Here is a 24,799-nt window from a genome sequence, read left to right on the forward strand (position 1 = left end):
CCGTCTGCGCGACCGTTCTACGGCACGTCCCGGGGCGCGGGCCGACGGATCACAGAACATTCACACGCGCCGGAGCCCGCCCGGCGGCCACGGGAAACGGGCGGCCGGGCGGGAAGCACCGGAGCGGGAGGAGAGAGGCCGGGCGGACCGGGGCGGCGGATCAGGCCCTCGGGGCCACCTTGGAGAGGCCGTTGATGATCCGGTCCATGGCGTCGCCGCCCGTCGGGTCGGTCAGGTTGGCGAGCATCTTCAGCGTGAACTTCATCAGCAGCGGGTGCGTCAGACCGCGCTGGGTGGCGACCTTCATCACCTTCGGGTTGCCGATCAGCTTCACGAAGGCGCGGCCCAGCGTGTAGTAGCCGCCGTAGGTCTCCTTGAGCACCTTCGGGTAGTTGGTGAGGGCCAGTTCTCGCTGTGCGGGGGTGGCGCGGGCATGGGCCTGGACGATGACGTCGGCGGCGATCTGGCCCGACTCCATGGCGTACGCGATGCCTTCGCCGTTGAACGGGTTGACCATGCCGCCCGCGTCGCCGACGAGCAGCAGGCCGCGGGTGTAGTGCGGCTGGCGGTTGAACGCCATCGGCAGGGCGGCGCCGCGGATCGGGTCCGTCATGTTCTCCGGGGTGAAGCCCCAGTCCTCCGGCATCGAGGCGCACCAGGCCTTGAGGACCTCGCGCCAGTCCAGCTCCTTGAACGCGGACGAGGAGTTGAGGATGCCGAGACCGACGTTGGACGTGCCGTCGCCCATGCCGAAGATCCAGCCGTAGCCGGGCAGCAGCCGGTCCTGCGGACCGCGCCGGTCCCACAGCTCCAGCCAGGACTCCAGGTAGTCGTCGTCGTGCCGGGGCGAGGTGAAGTACGTGCGCACGGCGACGCCCATCGGGCGGTCCTCGCGGCGGTGCAGGCCCATGGCGAGCGACAGCCGGGAGGAGTTGCCGTCGGCGGCGACGACGAGCGGGGCGTGGAAGGTGACCGGGGTCTTCTCCTCGCCGAGCTTGGCGTGGACGCCGGTGATGCGGCCGGTGCGGTCGTCGACGACCGGGGCGCCGACGTTGCAGCGCTCATGCAGCCGCGCGCCCGCCTTCTGCGCCTGCCGGGCCAGCTGCTCGTCGAAGTCGTCGCGCTTGCGGACCAGTCCGTAGTTCGGGTAGGAGGCGAGCTCCGGCCAGTCGAGCTGGAGGCGCATGCCGCCGCCGATGATGCGCAGGCCCTTGTTGCGCAGCCAGCCGGCCTCTTCGGAGATGTCGATTCCCATGGCGGCGAGCTGCTTGGTGGCGCGCGGGGTGAGGCCGTCGCCGCAGACCTTCTCACGGGGGAAGGCCGTCTTCTCCAGCAGCAGGACGTCCAGCCCGGCCTTGGCGAGGTAGTACGCGGTGGTGGAGCCTGCCGGGCCTGCCCCGACGACGATCACGTCCGCGCTGTGCTCGGAGAGGGGCTCGGTCACGGTCGGATCTCCCGGAGGCTCGAAAGCGCGTGCCGCGCGGCACCTGTCCCATGCAGTCTATGGGGGTCCCTCGCCCGGCTCCCGGAGGGCTCCTCGATCGGGGCCGGGGTCGGTTCCGAAGGGCGGGCCGAACGACCGGTCCCGAGGACCCGGTTCCGGGCGGCCGAGCGGAACGCCCGGTTCCGAAGGGCCGGTTCGGAGAGGCCGAGCGGAGGGGGCCGAGCGGAACGCGCCCCTCCGGAGGACCGGCTCCGAAGGGCCGGGAGGACTACGCGCGCACGCCCCGGTGCAGGGCCACCACACCGCCGGTGAGGTCGCGCCAGGCGACCTTCGACCAGCCGGCCCGCTGGAGCTTCGCCGCGAGCCCCGGCTGGTCGGGCCAGGCGCGGATGGACTCGGCGAGGTACACGTACGCGTCCGGGTTGGACGACACCGCGCGCGCGACCGGAGGCAGCGCCCGCATCAGGTACTCGGTGTACACCGTGCGGAACGGCGTCCACGTCGGCTTCGAGAACTCGCAGATGACCACCCGGCCGCCCGGCTTCGTCACCCGGTACAGCTCGCGCAGCGCCGCGTCCGTGTCCTGGACGTTGCGCAGCCCGAAGGAGATCGTCACGGCGTCGAAGGTCTCGTCGCGGAACGGCAGCTTCGTGGCGTCGCCCGCGGTGAACGGCATCCACGAGTGGCGCCGCTTCCCCTCCCGCAGCATGCCGAGGGAGAAGTCGCAGGGCACCACGTACGCGCCGGTCGCGGCGAACGGCAGCGAGGACGTCGCCGTGCCCGCCGCCAGGTCCAGGATCTTCTCCGCGGGCCGGGCGTGCACCGCCTTCGCGACCTCCTTGCGCCAGAGCCGGGCCTGGCCGAGGGACAGCACGTCGTTGGTGAGGTCGTAGTTGGCCGCCACGTCGTCGAACATCGTGGCGACTTCGTGCGGCTGCTTGTCCAGGGAAGCTCGGATCACCCGTCCATTCAAGCAGCCCGGTCCGCGGCGCCTCGCGCCGGTCGCGCCCGGGGCGCGTCTCCTCGCCCGGCGGCCCGGAGCACCCCATCTGGTAGGCAAGTCGTGACTTGCCTATAGTGGTGGTCATGGCGGACGACGTCTTCAAGGCACTGGCCGACCCGACCCGTCGGCGCATCCTCGACGAGTTGGCGGAACGGGACGGTCAGACCCTGTTCGAGATATGCACGCGGCTGGTGACCAAGCACGGTCTGGGCCTGTCCCGCCAGGCGATCAGCCAGCATCTGGCCGTACTCGAATCGGCGGGTCTGGTCCTCTCCCGGCGCCGGGGCCGCTACAAGTTCCATGATCTGAACACCGAGCCCCTTGAGCGGATCGCGACCCGATGGCTCAGGCCCGACGCACCGGAGAACACCCCATGAAGATCCATCTGACCAGCGTCTTCGTCGACGACCAGGTCAAGGCCCTGCACTTCTACACCGACGTGCTGGGCTTCGTGAAGAAGCACGACGTCCCGGTGGGCGAGGCCCGGTGGCTGACCGTGGTCTCGCCGGAGGATCCCGACGGGACCGAGCTGCTGCTCGAACCCTCCGGCCATCCCGCCGTGCGGCCGTACAAGGACGCGCTGGTCCAGGACGGCATCCCGGCCACCTCCTTCGCCGTGGACGACGTACGGGCGGAGTTCGACCGGCTGCGCGGGCTCGGGGTGCGCTTCACCCAGGAGCCGCTGGAGATGGGCCAGGTCACCACCGCGGTCTTCGACGACACCTGCGGCAACCTGATCCAGATCGTGCACAGCGCGTAGGGCGCCCACCGCGCCGCTCCCGTACCGGCTCGCGTGACGGGACCCGTCCGTGTCAGCCGCGGCGGAAGACCAGACGCCCGCCGAGCACCGTCGCCACGCAGCTCCCGGCACCCTCCGTGCGCAGGTGTGCCATGTCCCGTACGGCGAACACCGCCAGGTCGGCGGGGCCGCCGACGGTCAGGGGCGCGGCGAACGCCTCGGCCGGGTCCGGTACGGAGGCCAGCGGGTCGAGGCCGGTCGGTTCCGGCACGGCGGACAACGGGTCGACGGCGAGCTGCCCCACCGGGCGGGCCGGGGCGTGGACGCGCAGCCCCGAACGGGCGACGGCGCTGCGCACGGCGGGACGGGCGAACGGCCCCCGGACGGCCGTCGTACCGTGCCGCAGCATCCGCTGCAGCCCGCGCCGGGCACTCGCGCCCCAGCGGACCTCGTCCATGCCCAGCGCGGTGAGCGCGGCGCCGGTAAGCGGTTCGGTGCCCAGTTCGTCCGCCTCGCGCGGGTCCGGGTGGTAGGCGGCCTCCAGCAGGGCCGGTGCCCCCGCGTTCAGCAGCCCCGGGGTGATCAGCCCGGACCACCGCCGCACCCGCGCCTCGGGGCGGTCCGCGACCAGCTCCTCGTACGGGCCGATCGCGACGACCACGGCACCGTCCACGGCCACGGAGTCCGCCCAGGCCGGGGCGGACGCGGCGCCGTGCACCGCGTCCGCGGTATGCACCGTCAACACGTGGGTCCCCGGCCTCAGTTGGCGTCCAGGAGCTTCAGCTCGGGGTGCGCCGTGCCCCCCTCGATCGCGATGGACGAGATGTGCGAGACGACGCGGTCGTCGACCGGGTCGTTCGCCGGGTCGTCGTGGACGACGAGGTGCTCGTAGGTGGTGGAGCGCTGCGCGGGCACCCGGTCGGCCTTGCGGATCAGGTCGATGATCTCCAGGCGGTTGGAGCGGTGCTTGGCACCGGCCGAGGAGACGACGTTCTCCTCCAGCATGATCGAGCCGAGGTCGTCGGCGCCGTAGTGCAGCGACAGCTGGCCGACCTCCTTGCCGGTGGTCAGCCAGGAGCCCTGGATGTGCGCGACGTTGTCGAGGAAGATGCGGGCGATGGCGATCATCCGCAGGTACTCGAAGAGCGTCGCCTGCGTCCGGCCCTTCAGGTGGTTGTTCTCCGGCTGGTACGTGTACGGGATGAAGGCGCGGAAGCCGCCCGTACGGTCCTGCACGTCACGGATCATCCGCAGGTGCTCGATGCGCTCGGCGTTGGTCTCGCCGGTGCCCATCAGCATGGTGGAGGTGGACTCGACACCGAGGCCGTGCGCGATCTCCATGATCTCCAGCCAGCGCTCGCCGGACTCCTTGAGCGGGGCGATCGCCTTGCGCGGGCGGGCGGGCAGCAGTTCGGCGCCCGCGCCCGCGAAGGAGTCGAGGCCGGCCGCGTGGATCCGCTGGACGGCCTCCTCGACGGACACCTTGGAGATCCGGGCCATGTGCTCGACTTCGGAGGCGCCCAGCGAGTGGATGACCAGCTGCGGGAACGCCTCCTTGATCGCGGAGAAGTGCTTCTCGTAGTACTCGACGCCGTAGTCCGGGTGGTGCCCGCCCTGGAACATGATCTGCGTGCCGCCCAGTTCGACGGTCTCCGCGCAGCGGCGCAGGATGTCGTCGAGGTCGCGGGTCCAGCCCTTGGCGGTGTCCTTGGGCGCCGCGTAGAAGGCGCAGAACCGGCAGGCCGTGACGCACACGTTGGTGTAGTTGATGTTGCGCTCGATGATGTACGTCGCGATGTGCTCCGTACCGGCGTAACGGCGGCGGCGCGCGGCGTCGGCGGCGGCCCCCAGCGCGTGCAGCGGCGCCGACCGGTAGAGGTCGAGGGCCTCCTCCGGAGTGATCCGGCCGCCTTCGGCGGCGCGGTCGAGGACGGGCTGGAGAGCGGCCTTCTCGGTCACCGGGCTGTCACCTTTCGGCGGGTTTTCAACGGGTCCACGAACCGGTTCAGCGTACGCCAGCGCCCGTCGGCGTCAGCCGCCGGACCGGGTGAGCGTGCCGTACGGGAGCCCGGCGCCCCTCTCCTCGGACCGGAAGCGCAGGGTGCCGTCCGCGTTCCGCGTGAAGTGCACGTCGGTCTCGGTGGAGGTGCAGAAGGTGCGGTCGCCGGGGCGGTCCGGGTCGGAGCGTTCGTGCAGGACGAGTTCCTCGTCGGTGCCGGAGGTGAGGGCGGCGACGCTGTTGCAGCGGACGGTCAGCCCGAGGGCGGTGACCTCGGTGGTCATGCGGACCACGTCCGTGCCCTTCCGGCCCTCGGTGAACACGGCGGTGAGCGTGCCGTGCGGCTGTCCGGTGGTCTTCTCGGTGAGCGGGCCGCTCCAGGTGCCGACGAACGCCTTCGGCACCTCGGTGACCTGCTCGGCACCGCCCTGGCCCGGGTCCGTGTCGGACGCCGGGGGGGTGGTGCCCACGCCGTGCTCGGCGGCGTCCCGGCCGCCCCCGCCCGGCATCAGGTCGAAGAGGAGCGCGCCGCCGACGGTGACCGAGGCCAGCGCGCCCGCCACGGCGAGGGCCACGGTGCAGCTGAGCCGTCGGCCGCGGTGCCCGTCGGACCGCGACGGGCCGGATTCCGCGCCGACGGTGACGGAGAACCGGGGGTCCGGCGTCCGCTGCCCCGGCAGCCCGGTGGCCCCGGGCGTGTCCGGCCGCGCGGGGCCGCGCGCCGCGGAGCCGTCCGCGGCGGTCGGGGTCCAGAAGGGCGGCCGGGTCGGTTCGTACGCGTCCGGGGCGGGCGAAGGAGACGGGAACGAGGACGAAGACGCGGGCGAAGACGGCTCACCCGGCGGGCCGTACACGCCTCCCGCGCCCTTCGAGCCGCGCCCGTCGTACGCACCTCCCACGCCCTCGGGGCCGGTCCCGCCCCACCCGCCGCGCCCGCCGTCCGGGGCGTCCGCGGCATTCGCGGCGTCCGAGCCCCAGGACGCCGCGCTGAACGGCACCGGTCCCGACTGCGCCGGGGCGGCGTCCTGCGGCTCCAGGTCCAGCAGCGCCACCGCCGCCCGGCTCACCTGGCGCACCAGCGGACCGGGCAGCCAGCCCCCCGCCACCAGCCCCGCGGCCCCGCCCGGCGCCAGCCGACGGGCCAGTTCCATGGGGGTCGGCCGGTCCTCCGGGTACTTCTCCAGGCACCCGGCGACGACCTCCCTCAGCTCGCCCTCCAGCTCCCCCAGCTCGGGCTCCTCGTGCACGACCTTGTAGAGCAGTACGGCGGACGAGTCGCCCAGGAAGGGGGCGCTGCCGGTCGCCGCGTAGGCGAGCACCGCGCCGAGCGAGAAGACGTCGACCGCCCCCGAGATGTCCTCCGTGCCCCTGATCTGTTCCGGCGCCATGTAGCCGGGCGAGCCGACGGAGACCCCGGTGGAGGTGAGGGAGGAGGTGGCGCCGACGGCGTGGGCGATCCCGAAGTCGATCAGCCGGGGGCCGTCGAGGGCGAGCAGCACGTTGGACGGCTTCACGTCGCGGTGGACGAGCCCCAGTCCGTGGACCGCGGCCAGCGCCTCCGCGAGACCGGCACCCAGGGTCCGCACCGCGTGCTCGGGCAGCGGCCCGTGCTCGACGATCGCGGTGGACAGCGGCGGGCCGGCCACATAGCCGGTGGCGACCCACGGAATGGGAGCGTCCGGGTCGGCGTCCAGCACCGGCGCCGTCCACTGCGCGCCGATGCGCCGGGCCGCGTCCACCTCCCGCCGGAAGCGGGCCCGGAACTGTTCGTCGAGGGCGAAGTGGGGATGCACGACCTTGACCGCGACGGTGCGGCCCCCCGCGCTGCGCCCCAGATACACCCGGCCCATGCCGCCCGCACCGAGCCTGCCGAGCAATCGGTAGGCACCGATGGTCAGCGGTTCGCCGGCTTCCAGCGGCTGCATATACGTGACTCCCCCTGTGGACGGCCGGATCTCCGGTCGAAGCCTAGGCGGCGAAGGTCATCGGTTCCCAGAGGAAACCATCCGCCGATTTCGCTCCCAAGGGAACGAAGAACGGCTTTCGACACAACAAAAGGCGTGAATACGTCGTTCACGCGAGCGATTCCGACGTAGAACCGCGACTGTGTCCGGACAGCTTCCGGGAATCGGCTATTCGCCGCGTATTAACCCGAACCGATAGCTGGCGAGGAGAAGGCGCGGAGAAGAACGGGAGAGGCCGACGAGAACGGCGGAGGGATTTTTCCGCCCCGAAAGTTCGAGGTTCATCCACTTTCTCGAACCCATTCCGCGCCGTCGCGCACGGCATCCGTCCGCGGTGCCGCCCGGCCCCCTTCCCGCGCCGCCCTTCCCGTCCGGTCAGCCGCCGAGCAGCTCGACCTTCACGTCGGCCGGAAACCCGGTCGTGGGGCCGACCCGGCGCGCGAACTCCGCCACACCCGCGAGCTGCTCGGGGCCGAAGCGGAAGTCCAGGGTCGTGAAGTACCGCTCCAGCGTCCGCGCGTCGAACGCCTCCCAGCGCGCCGCCTGCTCCGCGACCTTGGTGACCTCCTCCAGGGAGACGTCCCGCGAGGCCAGGAACGCCTCGTGCACCTTGCGCACCTGGTCGGGCTCGGCGGCGACGAAGTCCTTGCGGGCCGCCCAGACCGCGAAGACGAACGGCAGCCCGGTCCAGTCCTTCCACATCTGCCCCAGGTCGTGGACCTGGAGGCCGAGACGGGGGGCGTCGTGCAGGTTGGCCCGGAGCGCGGCGTCGCCGATCAGCACGGCGGCGTCCGCCTCCTGCATCATCACGCCGAGGTCCGGCGGGCAGGTGTAGTAGTCCGGGCTGACCCCGTACCGTTCGGCGAGCAGCAGCCGGGCCAGCCGCACGGAGGTCCGCGAGGTCGAACCGAGCGCCACCCGGGCCCGGTCCAGCTGCTCCAGCGGCACCTGCGACACGATCACGCACGACATGACGGGTCCGTCGCAGCCCACCGCGATGTCGGGGAAGGCGACCAGGTCGTCGGCGTTGCGCAGGAACTCGACCAGCGTGACCGGGCCGATGTCCAGATCGCCCCGGACCAGCTGCTCGCTGAGCTTCTCGGGGGTGTCCTTCGACAGCTCCAGGTCGAGCAGGGTCCCGGTCCTGGCCAGGCCCCAGTAGAGGGGGAGGCAGTTCAGGAACTGGATGTGACCGACGCGCGGCCGACTGCGACGGTCGTCGCGCACTGCGGTTGAAACGGTTGAATTGTCCACGTCGCGAGGCTAGACCCGGGGCGCCGCCCCAGGGGCACCGGGTGCGCGCGACACAGGCCGGCCCCCGCGCCGACGCGCCGGAACCACCCCGGAAGCGCTCCCGAGCCCCCTTCGCCCCTCTTGAAGTCGCCGCCTCGGCCGCGCCCGGAAGTCGCCCCTCGAAGTTGACTCCGAAGACGCTCCCGAGACGCCTCGGGGACGCCTGCGCGTCACCCTCCCGGACGCGTACTTCATCAGCTCATCCGCACAGCAATGAAACATCCGGGTGAAGTGATCTTTCCCTCTACCCTTCCGTACACGCTGCGTGCTAGGCTCGACGCAAGTTGCAGTTTGGTTTCCCTTGCAGTACAGAGCCTGCGGAGCATGTGACCCGCAGGCTTTTGTAGTTTTCAGACTTCTTTGCAGGTTCTGGAGCAGGGCAACCCTTTGGCCCAAGGAGGGCTTATGGCTACCGGAACCGTCAAGTGGTTCAACGCTGAAAAGGGCTTCGGCTTCATCGCCCAGGACGGCGGCGGCCCGGATGTCTTCGTCCACTACTCCGCGATCAACGCGTCCGGGTTCCGCTCCCTTGAGGAGAACCAGGTCGTGAACTTCGACGTCACCCAGGGTCCGAAGGGCCCGCAGGCTGAGAACGTCACCCCGGCCTAGTTGCCCGGGTCGGCCGATCGCGGCCGACTAGCAGTACCCAAGGAGCTCTGTTCCCCGTCTCGCCGGGGAGCAGGGCTCCTGCCTTTTCGCGCCGGAATCCTCCGCCGCGCGACAAACCCGCCCCGTGAAACGGACCCGCCTTCGTGAACGGACTCGTCCTCGCGGCGAATCCCACCGGACGGCGTCCCACCCCGGCGGCGGACCGCACTTGACCTTGACACCGTGTGAAGCCCTGCACTGGGAGACGTCATGTTCACCATCGGAGACTTCGCCAGGTACGGGCAGGTGTCGGCCCGGATGCTGCGCCACTACGACGCCATCGGGCTCCTGCGCCCCGACCGGACCGACCCCATCACCGGGTACCGCTTCTACACCGCCGCCCAGCTCGCCCGTCTCAACCGCGTCATCGCCCTGAAGGAGCTCGGCTTCACGCTCCAGCAGGTGCGCGCCGTCCTCGACGAGCGGGTGAGCACGGAGGAGCTGCGCGGAATGCTGCGGCTGCGGCGGGCGGAACTGGAGGAAGCCATGGCGGCGACGGCGGCACGGCTGGCGCGGGTCGAGGCGAGGCTCCGGTCGATCGAGAGCGAGGGACGCATGTCCGCGGACGACGTGGTGGTACGGAAGGTGCCCGCGGTGCGGGTGGCCGAGTTGACCGGTGTCGCGGCGGGCTACGGGCCGGAGGACATCTCTCCGGTGATCGGGCCGCTGTACGACCGGCTCTTCCCGCTGCTGGCGGCGGCGGGCGTCAGCCCGAGCGGCCCCGGGATCGCGCATTACGAGGCCGCTCCGGACGGTGGCGGCGCGGTCGTCGTGCACGCGGGGGTGACGGTCTCCGCCCCGCCGGGGCCGATCGGTGACACCGGGATCACGGTGGTGGAGCTGCCCCCGGTCGAGGCGGCCACCGTGGTCCACCGCGGACCGATGGACGACGTGCTGCCCACGGCACAGGCCCTGGCGCGCTGGATCGACGCCAACGGCTACCGGTCGGCGGGGTACGCCCGCGAGGTCAACCTGGAGTGCCCCGAGGACCGGGACGCGTGGGTGACCGAACTCCAGGAGCCGATCGCGAGGGCCTGACGCGCGGCAGGGCCCGGCCGTACCGGCGGGGCCCCCGCGCACTGCGGGCCCGGCCCCGCGTCGGCCCCGGTACGCCCCGGGGGCCGGCCCACTTCAGGCCCCGTGGCGGCGGGGCGGCCGGGCGGCGGGGCGGCGGGGCGGCGACGGAGGTGACGGAGGTGACGCCTCCGGCCCCGACACCCGCGTCCAGGGCGCCCGCACCCCGTACGTCCGCGCTCCGGGCGCCCACGCCCGGATGTCACGCCCTCTCCGCACCTCGGCCGCCCTCGGCCGCCTTCAGGGCCCCTCCGGCGCTTCTCCTCGCACCGCTGCCGCTCCCCCGCCCGCTATCGCCCTCCCGGCCCGGCCCACAGCCCCTCGTCCGTCAGCCCCAGCAGCTCGATCGCGTTGCGGCGGACGATCCGTTCCACCACGTCGGCGGCCAGATGCCCCATCTGCGCCTCGCCGACCTCGCGGGACCTGGGCCAGGTGGAGTCGGAGTGCGGGTAGTCCGTCTCGTACAGCACGTTCCCGACGCCGATCGAGTCCAGGTTCCTGAGCCCGAAGGCGTCGTCGAAGAAGCAGCCGTAGACGTGGTCCGCGAACAGTTCCGACGGCGGGCGACGGACCTTGTCGGCGACGCCGCCCCAGGCCCGGTTCTCCTCCCAGACCACGTCGGCACGTTCCAGGATGTACGGGATCCAGCCGATCTGCCCCTCCGCGTACATGATCCGGAGGTTGGGGAACCGCTCGAACTTGCCGCTCATCAGCCAGTCGACCATCGAGAAGCAGCAGTTGGCGAAGGTGATGGTGGAACCGACGGCGGGCGGGGCGTCGGCCGAGGTGGACGGCATCCGCGAGGACGAGCCGATGTGCATCGCGATCACCGTCCCCGTCTCGTCACAGGCGCGCAGGAACGGGTCCCACTCATCCGTGTGAATGGACGGCAGCCCGAGATGCGGGGGGATCTCGGAGAACGCCACCGCGCGCACCCCGCGTGCCGCGTTGCGCCGGACCTCGTCCGCGGCCAGCTCCGCGTCCCAGAGCGGGATCAGCGTGAGCGGGACGAGCCGGCCGCGCGCCTCGGGCCCGCACCACTCCTCCACCATCCAGTCGTTGTACGCGCGCACGCCGAGCAGCCCCAGCTCCCGGTCCTTCGCTTCGGTGAAGGTCTGGCCGCAGAAGCGGGGAAATGTGGGGAAACAGAGGGCGGACTGGACGTGGTTGGCGTCCATGTCGGCGAGCCGGTCCGGCACCGAGAACGAGCCCGGACGCATCTGCTCGTACGTGATGATCTCCAGCTTGATCTCGTCCCGGTCGTAGCCGACCGCGGTGTCCAGCCGGGTGAGCGGCCGGTGCAGGTCCTCGTACACCCACCAGTCGCCGATCGGGCCTTCGTCCCCCTCGGCACCCATCACAGGCGCGAACTTTCCACCCATGAAGGTCATTTCCTTGAGCGGCGCGCGGACGATCCGGGGAGCACGGTCGAGGTACTTGGACGGGAGCCGGTCCCGCCAGACATGAGGGGGCTCCACCGTGTGGTCGTCCACCGAGATGATCTTCGGGAAGGTCTCCATGCACACCACGGTAGCGTCGATCTGACGAACCGTCAGCTCCCTGGACCGGTCCCCGTTCTGCGATCGTTGTCGAGGGCTTGTGCAGAGCGTCACCCACTGCTGACGTCCCCGCCCGCGACAAGGCAGACTGTTGAGCGCGATACCAGCGGTACGCGGCAATCCGGATGCGCCCCGGACCGGAACACGGGACGGCGGGCGGTCCGGGACGGCACACCGGCACGATCGGCAGGACCGGCAAGGCGAGCAGGACAAGGAGGCGGCAATGGACCGTGACAACGGACCGCGAGCGCGGGTTCCGGAGCAACGTGCTCCGCACCAGCGGTCCGCCGCCGACGACGGCGGTCTGCGCTTCTCCGTCCTCGGTCCGGTACGGGCGTGGCGGGGCGGCGAGGCCCTGCCGTCCGGTTCCCCGCAACAGCGCGCCCTGCTGACCGCCCTGCTGCTGCGGGGCGGCCGTACGGCCACCGCCGCCGAACTCATCGACGCCATCTGGGGCGAGGACCCGCCGTCGCAGGCGCTCGCCGCCGTACGCACGTACGCCTCCCGGCTCCGCAAGGTCCTCGACCAGCAGACGCTCGTCAGCGACGCCGGCGGATACGCGATCCGCACCACTCACGACGCCGTCGACCTGACCGTGGCCCAGGAACTGGCGGCCGGGGCGGAGAAGGCCCGCGCCGGCGGCGACCGCGCCCGGGCCCGTGCCCTGCTCGACAAGGCCCTCGGCCTGTGGGACGGCGAGGCGCTGGCCTCCGTGCCCGGCCCGTACGCCGAGAACCAGCGCACCCGCCTGGAGGAATGGCGGCTCCAGCTCACCGAGGCCCGGCTGGATCTGGACCTGGACCTCGGCTGCCACGCGGAGGCGGTCTCCGAACTGACCGCGCTCACGGCCGCGCACCCGCTGCGCGAGCGGCTGCGCGAACTCCTCATGGTCGCCCTGTACCGCAGCGGCCGTCAGGCGGAGGCGCTCGCGGTGTACGCGGACACCCGCCGGCTGCTCGCCGACGAACTGGGCGTCGACCCGCGGCCCGAACTCTCCCAGCTCCAGCAGCGCATCCTGCGGGCCGACGAGGAACTGGCCCGCCCGGCCGACGAACCGGCCCCGGTCCACGTGCCGCTGCGCCCCGCGCAGCTCCCGGCCACCGTGCCGGACTTCACCGGCCGCGCCGCCTTCGTCCGGGAGCTGGGCGAGCGGCTGGCGACCGCCGAGGGCTCCGTCATGGCCGTCTCCGCGCTGGCCGGCATCGGCGGCGTCGGCAAGACCACCCTCGCCGTGCACGTCGCCCACCAGGCGCGCCAGCACTTCCCGGACGGCCAGCTGTACGTGGACCTCCAGGGCGCGGGCGCCCGCGCGGCCGAACCGGAGACGGTCCTCGGCGCGTTCCTGCGTGCCCTGGGCACGGCGGACTCGGCGATCCCCGACTCGCTCGACGAACGCGCCGCCCTCTACCGCTCGACGCTCGACGGGCGCCGCATCCTGGTCCTGCTCGACAACGCCCACGACGCGGCCCAGATCCGCCCCCTGCTCCCCGGCACGCCCGGTTGCGCCGCCCTGGTCACCAGCCGCGTCCGGCTCGTCGACCTGGCCGGCGCCCATCTGATCGACCTGGACGTGATGTCCCCGGAGGAGGCGCTCCAGCTCTTCACCCGCATCGTCGGCGCGGACCGCGTCGAGGGGGAACGCGAGGCCGCCCTCGACGTGGTCGCCGCCTGCGGCTTCCTCCCCCTGGCCATCCGCATCGCCGCCTCCCGCCTCGCCGCCCGCCGTACCTGGACGGTCTCCGCCCTGGCCGCGCGGCTCGCCGACGAGCGCCGCCGCCTGGACGAACTCCAGGCCGGGGACCTCGCGGTGAAGGCCACCTTCGAACTCGGCTACGGCCAGCTCGAACCCGCCCAGGCCCGCGCCTTCCGCCTGCTGGGTCTGGCCGACGGCCCCGACATCTCCCTGGCCGCCGCCGCCGCGCTGCTCAACCTGGACACGCATGTCGCGGAGGACGTGCTGGAGTCCCTCGTCGACACCAGTCTCCTGGAGTCCGCCGCCCCGGGCCGCTACCGCTACCACGACCTGGTGCGCCTCTACGCCCGCTCCTGCGCGGAACGGGACGAACAGCCCCCGGAGGAGCGCGAGGCGGCACTGTCGCGACTGCTGGACTTCTACCTGGCGACGGCGGCGGGGGTGTACGCGCTGGAGCGGCCGGGGGACCGGACCGTGGATCACCTGGAGCCCACGCAGTACCCGGGGCTCACGTTCAGCGAGCGTCCTCAGGCGCTCGACTGGCTGTACTCCGAGGCGGACTGCCTGCTCGCATGCGTGCTCCAGTCCCTCGGCGAGCGAACCCGGCGGCGAGCGATCGACCTGTTGATGGCCGTCAAGGACCTCGCGGAATCAGGGGCCAACGCCCGTAGGTACGAAAGCGCGGTCACCGCGCTCCGCGACGCCGCCATCGCCGCGGGCGACCCCCGGACGGAGGGCCGCGCACGCATCACGCTCACGCAGGTCTACAGCAACGCGGGCCTGTTCGAACAGGCTGATACCGAAGCGCACCACGCCATGGCGCTCGCCGCGGCGGCCCAGGACCCGTGGACCAGTGGAAACGCCCCCAACGAGCGTGGAATCCTCGCGATTTACCGTAATCAGCACGCGGATGGAGAGGCATACCTCCAGGAGGCCATCGCGGCCTTTCGCGCGGACGGCAACAGGCCCGGGGAGGCGAGTGCGCTGTGCAATCTCTCCAGAATTCACCTGGCCCTGTCCCGCACCGTCAGCGCCGTGGATCTCGCTGAACAAGGGATCGAAATCTACGATCAGTTGGGTTTCGCGCTGCGTCTCGCCAACGGGCGTTACGCCCTCGGCCTCGCGCTCACCCAGGCCCGCCGGCTGCCCGAGGCGCTCGACCAGTTGACACAGGCACTCGGCATATTCCACGAGAACCGCCAGCCTCTGTGGGAAGGTGTCACCCACTTCAGGCTCGCGGAGCTGCATCTCGCCGCCCAGCGTTACGCGCTGTCGGCAGCCCATGCCGAACAGGCGATAGCCCTGCGGGGCATCGGCGGCGAGTGGCGACGGGGCACCGTGCTCACGGTTCTGGGCCAGGCGCTGAAGCACATGGGCCAGGCGGACCGGGCCAGAGCCTGCTGGAACGAGGCCCTGGCCATCTACGAGCGTCTGGGCGCCGACGAGGCGGAGGAGGTCCGCAACCTCCTGGAACCCCTCACGGCTGCGTGAGAGCCCTTCCGTCCCGGCGTTCATCGTTCGTTTATCGGCTGGCGACACTCTTACACCCGTCGACCCGTCGCGTCGGGGGGCAGACGGATCGACGAATGGCCGCCCCACTATGGTGAACGGCCCAGCGATGCCCGTCCGGCGATCCACGGGGGAATCACCGGACGGGCGTCCCCGACCTTTTGCCTCGAACGAATCACGGGAGTTGACCACGATGAGCGACGCCAAGAAGCCTGTCACCAAGCCGCTGGACAGCCACGCGTCCGGCGAGGAGCTCACGGTGCAGGACAGCCACGCCTCCGGGGGGAAGCTCACCGTTCAGGACAGCCACGCGTCCGGCGGGAAGCTCACCGTTCAGGACAGCCACGCCTCCGGCGGGAAGCTCACCGTTCAGGACAGCCACGCCTCCGGCGAGACGATCACCACGCTCGACAGCCACGCCTCGGCTCCCAAGCCCAACTAGTCCTCACCGGCACGGGGGAACGGCCGCGGCGGCGCGGAGGGGGAGCCGTCGCGGCCGTGGCGCGTCCACGGGCGTGAGGCCCGGAAGAGGGGCACGGACCGACGGTTCGTGCCCCTCTCCGCGTCCCGCGTGTCTACACCCCCCGGACCAGTACGTCCGCCCCGCACAGCTTGCCCATGTCGTCCTCGTCCGAGGTGAAGACCACCACCCGGCCCGCCTGACGCCCCGCGATCACCGCAAGCGCCGCGTCGATGGCGTACTTGTGGCCGTGCAGTCCGGTGGCACCCAGCAGGCGGATCGCCTCGTCGGCGACGTCTCTGCTCACGGGCTCCACGACGATGCCGGACATCGCCCAGTTCCAGACGGGCCTCCGGATCTTGCTGTGATACGCCTCGATCAAGGTCATCGAACTGGTCACCACACGGATACCTGTACGGTGCGCATCCTTGAGACGCGCCTTCATCTCCGCGTTTCCGAGCGCGGCCCGAGAAAGCGCCTCACAGTCCAGCACGTAAGAGGTCTCGGGCATCAGGCCGCATTCCGGCGTGGTTCCGCGTCGGCGTCGCGCTCATCGAACCACTGATCGATCTCGCGCCGCTCGGCCTCGGCCGCCGCGAGATCGGCATCCGTGACCGGCCCGTACTCGCCCTCCAGCCGCCCCACCAGCTCCCCCAGCCGGTCGTGCTCGCGCTGCCGCTCTATGGCACGCGTGACGTACGCGCTGAAAGCACCGGGGCCGACCTCGCGGCGGATCTCCTCCGCCAGCTCCTCCGGCAGGGTGACCGTGTACTTCTTGGTTGCCATACCAGGCACCATACTCCCGCTCCCGGCCGCACGACTGCTCCGTTCACCCGGTTCAGCGGCCCCCGAGGCCCCGCGTTGACACATGTAAGAGCCGTATGCCGCCCTCTCTTCGACCGTTCCGGGGACCTTCCTCGGCTATCGGCCCGGCTCGTCCGCCCGCCCCCGCAGCTCCCCCTTCAGGACCTTGCCGCTCGCGTTGCGCGGCAGGGCGGGGACGAACTCCACCGATCTGGGGACCTTGTAGTTCGCCATCTCGCGGCGGGCGTACATCAGCATGCGTCCGAGCCGGGTGCCAAGGTCCTCTCGCGGCGTGCGGGTCGCTGGCGGACTTGGGCGTCAGAAGTGTGCGGTGCGGTGATGACGCTGTGGTCCGGGAGGGTGCGTGCGACGAGGGTGACACCGCTGGCGATGCGGCAGTCGCGGCCGAGCGCGAGGCCGGGGCCGAGGCTGATGTTGTTGCCGGTCTGGACCCGGTCGCCGATCAGGGCGCCGAATTGCGGTGTGCCACAACGGTAGAGGCCGTCGGAGGTACGCAGGATGATCTCCCGTTCCGGGTTGCTCATGTGGGAGTTCCACATGCTGATGACTGCGACGGTCAGATTGGCGGACAGGTGGGCATCGGCGCCTACGAGGGTGCGGTTGATCCCGATACGGTGGCCGAGGATGGCCCGTTCGCCGAGGAACGAGCGGGTGACCTCGCAGTTGAAGCCGATCGAGACATCGGCGCACAACACGGAGCCGGCGCGGACGGTGGAGAACTCCCATACACGTACACGGGGGCCGATGATCACGTCGTCGCCGACGATCGCAGTCGGGTGGATCTGCGCGGTGGGGTGAATACGGTGCGGGAGCCGGGCGAGGGCCCGGCGATGCCAGTCCTCCCAGAGTGAGAGGAAAACGGACAGATCGGTCTTTACCAGGTGCTGGTACGGGGTGCCGTTCAGCATTCCGCTGGTGGGAACGGTGAGGTAGTCGCCGAGGCGGATGGTGGGCATCGGTGGCCTTCCGGTGGTGTGGTCGGTGGCCGTTTCTCTGGGCGGCTAGCATCGCTGGCACCGGCCCCGAGGAACGGAGAGTTCATTCGTGCGTCACCCGCGCGTAGGCGTCGCCATCTTGACCATGGGCACGCGGCCCGCCGAGCTGGCCGACCTCCTGGCATCGGTTGCCAGGCAGGAAACGCGTGCGGCGCGGGTGGTGGTCGTCGGCAACGGTTCGCCGCTGCCGCCCCTGCCGGAGGGGGTTACCGGTGTCGAACTGCCGGAGAACCTGGGGGTGGCCGGCGGCAGGAACGCCGCACTGGCCCGGCTGCGGGAGTTCGGGGATGTCGATGTGGTGGTGGACCTGGACGATGACGGTCTGCTGATCAGCCCGGACGTCTTCACCCGGCTCGCGCAGTTGTACGCGGCGGACGAGCGGCTCGGCGTCGTGAGTTTCCGCATCGCCGACGAGCAAGGCCGTACCCAGCGCCGTCACGTTCCGCGGCTGCGGGCGGCGGATCCGATGCGCGGCGGGCTGGTGACGACGTTCCTCGGCGGCGGGCACGGGCTGTCCGTACAGATGCTGAACCAGATCGGTGACTGGCCCGAGCCGTTCTTCTACGCGCACGAGGAGACCGACCTGGCTTGGCGGGCACTGGACGCGGGCTGGAAGGTGCTCTACGAGCCGGAGCTGGTGCTCCAGCATCCATGGACGTCGCCGACCCGGCACGCGGTCTTCTACCGCATGGTCGCCCGTAATCGGGTCTGGCTTGCCAAGCGGCACCTTCCCGCCCTCCTCGCTCCCATCTATCTGGGTATCTGGACTGTGATGACCCTGGCCCGCACACGGTCGGCGGCGGGGCTGAGAGCCTGGTTCGGCGGATTCGCCGAGGGCCTTCGCACCCCATGCCCGCCCCGTCGGCCGATGCGGTGGTCCACGGTGTGGCGGATGGCTCGCCTGGGCCGGCCACCGGTCATCTGATCAGACGGCCGCCGCCTCGGCCTGGGCCCGCAACCACGCGGGGATCGCTTCGGGCGTCCTACTCAGCCAGTCCGCGTAGCGGGCCACCCCGTCCTTGACGGTGATGGTCGGTCGCCAGCCGAGCACCGCTTCCAAGCGGTGGGTGGACGCGTAGCCGCCGAGTGGGTCGCCGGGCGGCATCGGCGTCTCCGCGAACCGGGTGCCGGGGTACTGCTCGGCGACCAGATCGGCCACGGCGCGGATGCTGGTGGGGGTGCCGGTGCCGATGTTGATCGTCTCGTTGTGGGCTCGCGGGGCGATGAGGGCCCGCACGGTGGCAGCGGCGATGTCCTCGACGTGGACCAGATCCCGGATCTGGTGGCCGCCGCCGTTGAGGTGCAAGGGCAGCCCCAGGGCAGCGCGGGTGGTGAACCATGCGATCACCCACGAATGGCTGTTCTCTTTGACGACCTGCGGCTCTCCGTAGACGGAGAAGTACCGCACGACCGTGTACGAGGTGCCCACGGCGCCCAGCGTGAGAGCGGTCTGTGTCTCGCCCCATGCCTTGGTGTTGGCGTAGACGGACATCGGCCGCAGCTGCGTGTACTCGTGGAACTGCGGCGGCACCCGGCCGTGGACGGCTTCCAGCAGCTGGCGCACGGTCCGGTACTCCTCGCACGGGCGCGCCCAGTCTTCCGGGTCGCCGTTGCCGTAGACGCTGGCGGAAGAGACGAAGACGAGCCGACGAGTCCGCTCGCAGGCGGCCACCGCGTCCAGCAATACCTGGGTGCCGGTGATGTTGGTGTGGATCGCCGCCATGGGCTTGCGGGTGCAGGCTGCGACATCGGCAAGGGCGGCGGCGTGGATCACGTAGTCGGCGGCGCGGACGCCCTCACCGTGGCCGAAGCCCACCGCATGGTGTCCTCCGCCTGGCGCCGGCAGGGACACTACGCCCGCGCCACCGACGTCGCCGTCACCGCCGCCCAGCAACTGACCGCCGGCCACATCACCGACGTGACCGAACGGCTCTCCGTCCAGGGCAACCTGTACGCCACCGCCGCTTACACCGCGGCAAAACAAGGCGACCGGCACACCGCACTCGCCCTCATCGCCGAGGCCGAAGCCACTGCCGGGCAACTCGGCCACGACGCGCTGCTACGCGGCGCCGTCTTCGGCCCCAGCCAGGTTCTCCTCCACCAGGTCTCGATCAGCCACCTGCTCGGCGACGCGGGCCAAGCGATCGAGTCCGCGCGCCGCATCGATCCCGCTGCCCTGCCCACCACCGAACGCCAAGCCCGATACTGGATCGACGTCGCCCGAGCCTTCGACCAATGGGGCAAGCCTGAACGCTGCTACCGAGCCCTCCTTGCCGCAGAGCAGGCAGCGCCACAGGAGGTCCGTCGCAGCTCGGTCCGCACCATGGCCGCCGACCTGGTGCGGCACGACCGCCCCCTCCCCGGCGTACGCGCGTTCGTGCACCGCGTCGGTGCCCTCGCTTGACCAATTGCCACTGCCGGAACTAGTGGCCGCACCGAGGAGACCCGGGCAGCGGACCGACGTGTCTCACATGTCTGAAGGTCGATATGGCGTTGAGCTGCAAGTTCGCTGACAACGCAAGCTATCGCCCATGCCATGTGCCAGTCCGGCGTTCATGTCCCTCCTTGGAGAGTGGCTGACGGCGTGAACCGTCAGCTCTCCACCCGGCCTGGCGCCCCGTCCGCCCGTCAGCCCCGCGGCTCGTCCGCCCGCCCCCGCAGCTCCCCCTTCAGGACCTTGCCGCTCGCGTTGCGCGGCAGGGCGGGGACGAACTCCACCGACCTGGGGACCTTGTAGTTCGCCATCTCGCGGCGCGACCAGGCGACCAGGTCGTCGGCCGTGGCGGTGGCTCCCGGCCTGCGGACTACGTATGCCCGCCCGACCTCGCCCAGGCGGGGGTCCGGGACGCCGATGACGGCCACGTCGGCGACGTCCGGGTGCAGGCCGAGGATCTGCTCTATCTCGGCGGGGTACGCGTTGAAGCCGCCGACGATGAACATGTCCTTGATCCGGTCGGTGATCCGGAGGTTGCCGTGCTCGTCGAGGACGCCCACGTCGCCGGTGTGCAGCCAGCCGTCCGGGGTGATCGCCGCCGCCGTGGTCTCCGGGTCCTCGAAGTAGCCCGCCATCACGTTGAAGCCGCGCACCAGGACCTCGCCGGGGGCGCCCGGCTCGGCCAGGACGCGGATCTCCGTGCCCGGGATCGCCCGGCCCGACGTCGAGGCGATCGTCTCCGGCGGGTCGCCCCGGCGGCACATCGTGACGATGCCGCTCGCCTCGGAGAGGCCGTACGCCGTGAGGACCGTCGCCACGCCCAGCTCGGTGCGCAGGCGTTCCACCAGCCGCAGCGGCACCACCGCCGCGCCCGTCACCACCAGGCGGAGGGCGGAGAGGTCGTGGCTGCCCCGGGCCGGATGGTCGAGCAGGGACTGGTGCAGGGTGGGCGGGCCGGGCAGCACCGAGATGCGTTCGGCGGCCACGTTGGCCAGGACCGTGTCCACGTTGAACACCGGATGCGGCACCATCGTCGCCCCGCGCATCAGGCAGGCGAGCAGCCCCGCCTTGTAGCCGAAGGTGTGGAAGAAGGGGTTCACGATCAGGTAGCGGTCGCCCTCGCGCAGGCCCGCCAGCTCGCTCCAGATCGCGTAGCAGCGCAGGGTCTGGGCGTGGGTGATGACGGCGCCTTTGGGCCGGCCGGTGGTGCCCGAGGTGTAGATGATGTCGGAGGGGTCGGTGGGGGCGATCGTGTCGGCGCGGGCCCGGACCGCCGCGGCACCGACCCCCTCCCCCGCCGCCAGGAAGTCCTTCCAGGTGAGGTAGTCGTCGGGGGCGCTGTCCGCCAGCACCACCACCCGCTCCAGGTGCGGGAGCGGTACGTCGGCCCGGCGCAGCGACGCCACGTACGAGGTGCCGAGGAAGGTGCCGGTGACGAAGAGGATCCTCGCCCGGCTGCGACGCAGGACGTACGCCGCCTCCGTGCCCTTGAAACGTGTGTTGAGGGGGACGAGGACCGCTCCGGCGGTGACGGCGCCGAGTGCGGAGACGATCCAGTCCAGGGTGTTCGGAGCCCACACCGCGACCCGGTCCCCCGGCTCGACGCCCGCGGCCATGCATGCGGCGGCGGCCCGCTCGACGCGTTCGCCGAATTCGGCGTACGAGACCCGGGTCCGGCCCTCGACGACCGCCTCCCGGTCCCCGTACCGCCGCGCCGCCGCGCGCACCAGTCCCGGGACACTGCCCCACTCCTCGTCGCCGCGCATCGCCCGCCCTCCTGACGCAGTAGTCGATCGACGCGGTGGCCGATCGACACGGCAGCCGATCGCAGCGGCAGTCGACCACCAGTAGCTGACTATCCGTCAGATTAGCTGTAGCCTCTGCCGCTGTCAGCGGTCAGGACGGTCTCGGAGGTGGCGGTGACGGCACTCAAGGACAGGACGGCGATAGCCGGCATAGGTCAGACACGGTTCGCGAGGCAACTGCCGGAGTCCGAGAAGACGTTGGCCTGCCGGGCCATCGTCGCGGCGCTCGACGACGCCGGGATCGACGCCTCGGAGGTGGACGCCTTCGCCTCGTACACGATGGAGGAGACCGACGAGGTCGAAATCGCCAAGGCGATCGGCGCGGGCGACGTGACCTTCTTCAGCAAGGTGGGCTACGGGGGCGGGGGCTCGTGCGCCACGGTCGCGCATCTGGCCGCCGCGGTGGCGACCGGGCAGGCGAGCGTCGGGGTGGCCTGGCGGTCGCGGAAGCGGGGCTCGGGCCCCCGCCCGTGGAAGAACACCACCGCACAGCTGCCCACGCCCGCCCAATGGACCCGGCCGTACGGGCTGTTGCGACCGGCCGACGAGATCGGGATGCTGGCCCGGCGCTACATGCACGAGTACGGGGCGACCCGCGACCACCTCTTCAACGTGGCCCTCGCCTGCCGCAACCGCGCCAACCAGAACCCGGACGCGGTGATGTACGAGCGCCCGCTGACCCGCGACATGTATATGACCTCGCGCTGGATCAGTGAGCCGCTCTGCCTCTTCGACAACTGCCTGGAGACGGACGGGGCACTGGCCTGCGTCATCGTCTCCGCGGAGCGGGCCAGGGACTGCCGACACCGGCCCGTCTACATCCACTCCGTCGCGCAGGGCCTGCCCGCGCAGCACCACGGGATGGTCAACTACTGGAACGACGACCCGCTCTCGGGCCCGGCGTGGACGGCCGCCCGCCAGCTGTGGAAACAGGCCGACCTCGGCCCTCAGGACGTGGACGTCGCGCAGATCTACGACGCCTTCACCCCGCTCATCCCCTTGTCGCTGGAGGGCTACGGCTTCTGCGGGCGCGGCGAGGGCGCCGCGTTCACCGAGGGCGGGGCGCTGGAGAGCGGCGGGCGGCTGCCCCTCAACACCGGGGGCGGCGGGCTCAGCGAGGCGTACGTGCACGGCTTCAACCTGATCAACGAGGGCGTGAAGCAGCTGCGCGGCACCTCCACCGCCCAGGTCCCGGACGCCGGGACGTGCCTGGTCACCGCCGGCGAGGGCGTGCCCACGTCCGCCGTACTGCTGAGGAACTGAGGAGCCGAGGGACCGAGGAACCGAGAAATCGGGGAGCCGGGGAATCGAAGAATTGGAGAGCCGACATGGATGACGCTCTGCTGACGCCCGTCGTGGACGACGACGGCGCCCCCTTCTGGGAGTACGCGGCCCGCGGCGAACTCCGGGTCCAGGCGTGTGCCGCCCCGGAGTGCGGGAAGCTCCGTTTCCCGCCCCGGCCGTGCTGCCCGCACTGCCGGTCCTTCGAGAGCGGGTGGCGGGCGATGAGCGGGCGCGGCCGGATCTGGTCGTACGTGCTGCCGCACCCGCCGCTGCTGCCCGCGTACGCCGCGCAGGCGCCGTACAACGCCGTCGTGGTCGAACTGGCCGACGCGCCCGCGATCCGGCTGGTCGGGAACGTGGTGAGCGGTCCCGACGCCCCGCTGGACTCGGTCGATCCGGGGCGACTGCGCATCGGGGCGCCGGTGCGGGCGGTGTTCTGTCCGGACGCCTCCGGAACCACCCTGGTGCGCTGGCTGCTGGAGCGGTGAGGGGACGGCGGCGATGACCGTGCGCACGGAGAAGGACGAGGAGACCGGCGTCGCGCTCGTCACCCTGGACCGGCCGGAGAAACTGAACGCGATCGACCTGAGGACGGCCGCCGAACTGGCCGCCGTCTGGCGGGCGTTCCGGTACGACGACGGGGTGCGTGCGGTCGTCCTCACCGGCGCGGGCGGCCGGGCGTTCTGCACCGGGATCGACCGGTCGGCGCACGTCCCGCAGCCCTCGTCCCCGTACACGATCGACGATCCGCTGCTCACGATCGGGCCGAAGGCGAACGATCTGTGGAAGCCGGTGATCGCGGCCGTGGAGGGAATGGCCTGCGGCGGGGCGTTCTATCTGCTGGGCGAGGCGGAGTTCGTCGTGGCGTCGGAGGAGGCGACGTTCTTCGACCCGCACACCACGTACGGCATGGTCAGCGCGTACGAGGCGATCGCCATGGCGCAGCGGATGCCGTTCGGGGAGGTGGCCCGGATGTCCCTGATGGGGACGGCGGAACGGGTCACGGCCCGGCGGGCGTACGAGACCGGGCTGGTCAGCGAGGTGACGGCGCCGGGCGACGCCGTGGCGGCGGCGCTGAGCGCCGCGGGGGTGATCGCCTCGTACCCGACGGGGGCGGTGCAGGGGACGGTACGGGCGGTGTGGTCCGCGAAGGAGGCGGCCAGGGCGCAGGCCATGGCCCACGCCCCGCACCTGATCGCGCTCGGGAACCTGCCGCCGGAGCGGCAGTCCGAGCTCTTCCGGGGGCGGGGCGTGGGCGGGAAGGGCGGCGGATTCCGGCCGCGGTGAGGGCGGCGGCCCGGTGGCTCCGTGGTCCGGGATCCCGGGTGTCCGGCCGGTCCGGTGTCCGGACGGTCCGGTGTCCGGACGGCTCAGTAGGTCAGTTCCGCCTCGACGCGGCACTTCTTGACCCTGGAGACCCTGCGCGGGTTGTCCATGCGCACGGACACGGTCCTGGCGTCCCCGCCCTCGGCCTTCACCCGCGCCTCACCGGTGTCGACGGTGTTGCCCATCGCGTCGAGGAAGGTCACGTCGACCTCGTAGGTGTGCGGACCGGCGGCGTTCGCCGTGAGCCTGACCGTGGCGGTGGTGACGGCCTTGCGCTTGCCCTTGCGGGGCTGGGCGCACCGGAACACGTACGCGTCGGCCGCGTCCGAGGCGGACGGCGACGGGGCCGTGCCGCCGGAGGAGCTGCTCGACGATCCGTAGTCGTCGTTGTCGCCGCTGCTGCCGTAGCCGCTGTGCCCGTAGTCGTCGTTGCTCTTCTTGGAGCTGGAGCAGCCGCCACCGCTGCTGCTCGATCCGCCGCTCCTGCTCTTGCTCTTGCCGGAGTGGCCCCGGCCGGTGGAGAAGCCGGTGAGTGCGAGCACCACCACGAGCAGTACCGCGGAGAGTCTGATGTGCCGCCGCATCATCGATGCAGCCCCCCTTAGAGGTCGCGCGTATAGGCGGGGCGGCGTCGCGTGCCGATGGGCGGCGCCTGGCGGCGTTGTCGTCGGTCGACGACGCTCCGCGTCGCCTCCCTCCTCCGCCTTGCCGGGCTTGCCCCTCGCCCCGCTCCTTCCTCCGCCCC

At 71.5% G+C, this 24,799-nt stretch carries 25 protein-coding genes; 11 read left to right on the forward strand and 14 right to left on the reverse strand.

What is annotated here, in order from left to right:
- Positions 1 to 160: 160 nt before the first annotated feature.
- Positions 161 to 1,444 (reverse strand): geranylgeranyl reductase family protein, encoded by a 1,284-nt coding sequence (locus AB0E67_RS05670; RefSeq protein ID WP_362021247.1) that lies wholly within the window; start codon positions 1,442 to 1,444, stop codon positions 161 to 163.
- A gap of 268 nt (positions 1,445 to 1,712) precedes the next feature.
- Positions 1,713 to 2,405, reverse strand: coding sequence for a demethylmenaquinone methyltransferase (locus AB0E67_RS05675; RefSeq protein WP_362021249.1), 693 nt, complete (start codon positions 2,403 to 2,405; stop codon positions 1,713 to 1,715).
- 125 nt (positions 2,406 to 2,530) lie between these two features.
- On the opposite strand from AB0E67_RS05675, the gene AB0E67_RS05680 reads away from it, so the two are divergent.
- Complete coding sequence (locus AB0E67_RS05680; RefSeq protein WP_362021252.1) at positions 2,531 to 2,824, forward strand: metalloregulator ArsR/SmtB family transcription factor; 294 nt, start codon at positions 2,531 to 2,533, stop codon at positions 2,822 to 2,824.
- On the forward strand, positions 2,821 to 3,207 hold the full coding sequence (locus tag AB0E67_RS05685) for a VOC family protein (protein WP_362021255.1): 387 nt from the start codon (positions 2,821 to 2,823) through the stop codon (positions 3,205 to 3,207). The genes AB0E67_RS05680 and AB0E67_RS05685 overlap by 4 nt, the downstream gene beginning before the upstream one ends.
- Before the next feature lie 52 nt (positions 3,208 to 3,259).
- Here AB0E67_RS05685 and AB0E67_RS05690 read toward each other — a convergent pair whose 3' ends face one another.
- The 4 genes from AB0E67_RS05690 to AB0E67_RS05705 all read right to left on the reverse strand — a co-directional run bounded on the left by AB0E67_RS05690 (position 3,260) and on the right by AB0E67_RS05705 (position 8,403).
- Positions 3,260 to 3,928: a hypothetical protein gene (locus tag AB0E67_RS05690; RefSeq protein ID WP_362021258.1), complete on the reverse strand. Its 669-nt coding sequence runs from the start codon at positions 3,926 to 3,928 to the stop codon at positions 3,260 to 3,262.
- Between the two features lie 17 nt (positions 3,929 to 3,945).
- Positions 3,946 to 5,145 (reverse strand): cyclic dehypoxanthinyl futalosine synthase, encoded by a 1,200-nt coding sequence (gene mqnC / locus AB0E67_RS05695; RefSeq protein WP_362021260.1) that lies wholly within the window; start codon positions 5,143 to 5,145, stop codon positions 3,946 to 3,948.
- A 72-nt stretch (positions 5,146 to 5,217) separates the two neighbouring features.
- A complete protein-coding gene (locus AB0E67_RS05700) occupies positions 5,218 to 7,110 on the reverse strand; it encodes a serine/threonine-protein kinase (RefSeq protein WP_362021263.1) in 1,893 nt (630 codons plus the stop codon).
- 414 nt (positions 7,111 to 7,524) lie between these two features.
- Complete coding sequence (locus AB0E67_RS05705; RefSeq protein ID WP_360119345.1) at positions 7,525 to 8,403, reverse strand: menaquinone biosynthesis protein; 879 nt, start codon at positions 8,401 to 8,403, stop codon at positions 7,525 to 7,527.
- A gap of 444 nt (positions 8,404 to 8,847) precedes the next feature.
- Here AB0E67_RS05705 and AB0E67_RS05710 point away from each other — a divergent pair, with 444 nt between their 5' ends.
- Both AB0E67_RS05710 and AB0E67_RS05715 read left to right on the forward strand, forming a co-directional pair.
- A complete protein-coding gene (locus tag AB0E67_RS05710; RefSeq protein ID WP_003967102.1) occupies positions 8,848 to 9,051 on the forward strand; it encodes a cold-shock protein in 204 nt (67 codons plus the stop codon).
- A gap of 249 nt (positions 9,052 to 9,300) precedes the next feature.
- On the forward strand, positions 9,301 to 10,128 hold the full coding sequence (locus AB0E67_RS05715; protein ID WP_362021266.1) for a MerR family transcriptional regulator: 828 nt from the start codon (positions 9,301 to 9,303) through the stop codon (positions 10,126 to 10,128).
- 326 nt (positions 10,129 to 10,454) lie between these two features.
- On the opposite strand, the gene AB0E67_RS05720 is transcribed toward AB0E67_RS05715, so the two are convergent.
- Entirely contained in the window at positions 10,455 to 11,684 is a 1,230-nt protein-coding gene (locus AB0E67_RS05720; protein ID WP_362021269.1) for an amidohydrolase family protein, read from the reverse strand.
- 262 nt (positions 11,685 to 11,946) lie between these two features.
- Here AB0E67_RS05720 and AB0E67_RS05725 point away from each other — a divergent pair, with 262 nt between their 5' ends.
- Together AB0E67_RS05725 and AB0E67_RS05730 are read left to right on the forward strand one after the other, a co-directional pair.
- Entirely contained in the window at positions 11,947 to 14,907 is a 2,961-nt protein-coding gene (locus tag AB0E67_RS05725) for a BTAD domain-containing putative transcriptional regulator (protein ID WP_362021272.1), read from the forward strand.
- Positions 14,908 to 15,118: 211 nt separating this feature from the next.
- Positions 15,119 to 15,367, forward strand: coding sequence for a hypothetical protein (locus tag AB0E67_RS05730; protein ID WP_362021275.1), 249 nt, complete (start codon positions 15,119 to 15,121; stop codon positions 15,365 to 15,367).
- 133 nt (positions 15,368 to 15,500) lie between these two features.
- Here the strand turns inward: AB0E67_RS05730 and AB0E67_RS05735 are convergent, their stop codons facing one another.
- From AB0E67_RS05735 to AB0E67_RS05750, 4 genes are all read right to left on the reverse strand, one after another.
- Complete coding sequence (locus AB0E67_RS05735; protein WP_362021278.1) at positions 15,501 to 15,896, reverse strand: hypothetical protein; 396 nt, start codon at positions 15,894 to 15,896, stop codon at positions 15,501 to 15,503.
- Entirely contained in the window at positions 15,896 to 16,171 is a 276-nt protein-coding gene (locus AB0E67_RS05740) for a hypothetical protein (RefSeq protein ID WP_362021281.1), read from the reverse strand. The genes AB0E67_RS05735 and AB0E67_RS05740 overlap by 1 nt, the downstream gene beginning before the upstream one ends.
- A 135-nt stretch (positions 16,172 to 16,306) precedes the next feature.
- Positions 16,307 to 16,447, reverse strand: a complete 141-nt coding sequence (locus AB0E67_RS05745) for a hypothetical protein (RefSeq protein ID WP_360108943.1) — start codon at positions 16,445 to 16,447, stop codon at positions 16,307 to 16,309.
- On the reverse strand, positions 16,441 to 17,166 hold the full coding sequence (locus AB0E67_RS05750) for a transferase (RefSeq protein ID WP_362021284.1): 726 nt from the start codon (positions 17,164 to 17,166) through the stop codon (positions 16,441 to 16,443). The genes AB0E67_RS05745 and AB0E67_RS05750 overlap by 7 nt, the downstream gene beginning before the upstream one ends.
- Positions 17,167 to 17,254: 88 nt before the next feature.
- Here AB0E67_RS05750 and AB0E67_RS05755 point away from each other — a divergent pair, with 88 nt between their 5' ends.
- A complete protein-coding gene (locus tag AB0E67_RS05755) occupies positions 17,255 to 18,130 on the forward strand; it encodes a glycosyltransferase (RefSeq protein WP_360108937.1) in 876 nt (291 codons plus the stop codon).
- On the opposite strand, the gene AB0E67_RS05760 is transcribed toward AB0E67_RS05755, so the two are convergent.
- A complete protein-coding gene (locus AB0E67_RS05760; protein WP_362021287.1) occupies positions 18,131 to 19,021 on the reverse strand; it encodes an NAD-dependent epimerase/dehydratase family protein in 891 nt (296 codons plus the stop codon).
- Here AB0E67_RS05760 and AB0E67_RS05765 point away from each other — a divergent pair.
- Complete coding sequence (locus AB0E67_RS05765) at positions 18,971 to 19,609, forward strand: hypothetical protein (protein ID WP_362021289.1); 639 nt, start codon at positions 18,971 to 18,973, stop codon at positions 19,607 to 19,609. The genes AB0E67_RS05760 and AB0E67_RS05765 overlap by 51 nt on opposite strands.
- Positions 19,610 to 19,833: 224 nt before the next feature.
- Here the strand turns inward: AB0E67_RS05765 and AB0E67_RS05770 are convergent, their stop codons facing one another.
- Entirely contained in the window at positions 19,834 to 21,405 is a 1,572-nt protein-coding gene (locus AB0E67_RS05770) for a FadD3 family acyl-CoA ligase (protein ID WP_362021292.1), read from the reverse strand.
- A gap of 153 nt (positions 21,406 to 21,558) precedes the next feature.
- Here AB0E67_RS05770 and AB0E67_RS05775 point away from each other — a divergent pair, with 153 nt between their 5' ends.
- The 3 genes from AB0E67_RS05775 (at position 21,559) to AB0E67_RS05785 (ending at position 24,015) form a co-directional block, all read left to right on the forward strand.
- On the forward strand, positions 21,559 to 22,707 hold the full coding sequence (locus tag AB0E67_RS05775) for a lipid-transfer protein (protein WP_362021511.1): 1,149 nt from the start codon (positions 21,559 to 21,561) through the stop codon (positions 22,705 to 22,707).
- A gap of 65 nt (positions 22,708 to 22,772) precedes the next feature.
- Positions 22,773 to 23,216 (forward strand): OB-fold domain-containing protein, encoded by a 444-nt coding sequence (locus AB0E67_RS05780; RefSeq protein WP_362021295.1) that lies wholly within the window; start codon positions 22,773 to 22,775, stop codon positions 23,214 to 23,216.
- A gap of 13 nt (positions 23,217 to 23,229) precedes the next feature.
- Positions 23,230 to 24,015 carry an enoyl-CoA hydratase/isomerase family protein gene (locus tag AB0E67_RS05785; RefSeq protein ID WP_362021298.1) on the forward strand — a complete coding sequence of 262 codons (786 nt, stop codon included), beginning with the start codon at positions 23,230 to 23,232 and terminating at the stop codon, positions 24,013 to 24,015.
- A gap of 83 nt (positions 24,016 to 24,098) precedes the next feature.
- On the opposite strand, the gene AB0E67_RS05790 is transcribed toward AB0E67_RS05785, so the two are convergent.
- On the reverse strand, positions 24,099 to 24,641 hold the full coding sequence (locus AB0E67_RS05790) for a hypothetical protein (RefSeq protein WP_362021301.1): 543 nt from the start codon (positions 24,639 to 24,641) through the stop codon (positions 24,099 to 24,101).
- Positions 24,642 to 24,799 lie beyond the last annotated feature (158 nt).

This window comes from Streptomyces sp. NPDC032161 (genome assembly GCF_040636995.1).
Classification (GTDB): domain Bacteria; phylum Actinomycetota; class Actinomycetes; order Streptomycetales; family Streptomycetaceae; genus Streptomyces.

Excerpts from the sequence above, each read along its gene's own strand:
- AB0E67_RS05680 (WP_362021252.1), top strand. The coding sequence starts at position 2,531 with ATGGCGGACGACGTCTTCAAGGCACTGGCCGACCCGACCCGTCGGCGC.
- AB0E67_RS05685 (WP_362021255.1), top strand. The coding sequence starts at position 2,821 with ATGAAGATCCATCTGACCAGCGTCTTCGTCGACGACCAGGTCAAGGCC.
- AB0E67_RS05700 (WP_362021263.1), bottom strand. The coding sequence starts at position 7,110 with ATGCAGCCGCTGGAAGCCGGCGAACCGCTGACCATCGGTGCCTACCGA.
- AB0E67_RS05710 (WP_003967102.1), top strand. The coding sequence starts at position 8,848 with ATGGCTACCGGAACCGTCAAGTGGTTCAACGCTGAAAAGGGCTTCGGC.
- AB0E67_RS05715 (WP_362021266.1), top strand. The coding sequence starts at position 9,301 with ATGTTCACCATCGGAGACTTCGCCAGGTACGGGCAGGTGTCGGCCCGG.
- AB0E67_RS05720 (WP_362021269.1), bottom strand. The coding sequence starts at position 11,684 with ATGGAGACCTTCCCGAAGATCATCTCGGTGGACGACCACACGGTGGAG.
- AB0E67_RS05725 (WP_362021272.1), top strand. The coding sequence starts at position 11,947 with ATGGACCGTGACAACGGACCGCGAGCGCGGGTTCCGGAGCAACGTGCT.
- AB0E67_RS05730 (WP_362021275.1), top strand. The coding sequence starts at position 15,119 with ATGAGCGACGCCAAGAAGCCTGTCACCAAGCCGCTGGACAGCCACGCG.
- AB0E67_RS05735 (WP_362021278.1), bottom strand. The coding sequence starts at position 15,896 with ATGCCCGAGACCTCTTACGTGCTGGACTGTGAGGCGCTTTCTCGGGCC.
- AB0E67_RS05740 (WP_362021281.1), bottom strand. The coding sequence starts at position 16,171 with ATGGCAACCAAGAAGTACACGGTCACCCTGCCGGAGGAGCTGGCGGAG.
- AB0E67_RS05745 (WP_360108943.1), bottom strand. The coding sequence starts at position 16,447 with ATGCTGATGTACGCCCGCCGCGAGATGGCGAACTACAAGGTCCCCAGA.
- AB0E67_RS05750 (WP_362021284.1), bottom strand. The coding sequence starts at position 17,166 with ATGCCCACCATCCGCCTCGGCGACTACCTCACCGTTCCCACCAGCGGA.
- AB0E67_RS05770 (WP_362021292.1), bottom strand. The coding sequence starts at position 21,405 with ATGCGCGGCGACGAGGAGTGGGGCAGTGTCCCGGGACTGGTGCGCGCG.
- AB0E67_RS05780 (WP_362021295.1), top strand. The coding sequence starts at position 22,773 with ATGGATGACGCTCTGCTGACGCCCGTCGTGGACGACGACGGCGCCCCC.
- AB0E67_RS05785 (WP_362021298.1), top strand. The coding sequence starts at position 23,230 with ATGACCGTGCGCACGGAGAAGGACGAGGAGACCGGCGTCGCGCTCGTC.
- AB0E67_RS05790 (WP_362021301.1), bottom strand. The coding sequence starts at position 24,641 with ATGATGCGGCGGCACATCAGACTCTCCGCGGTACTGCTCGTGGTGGTG.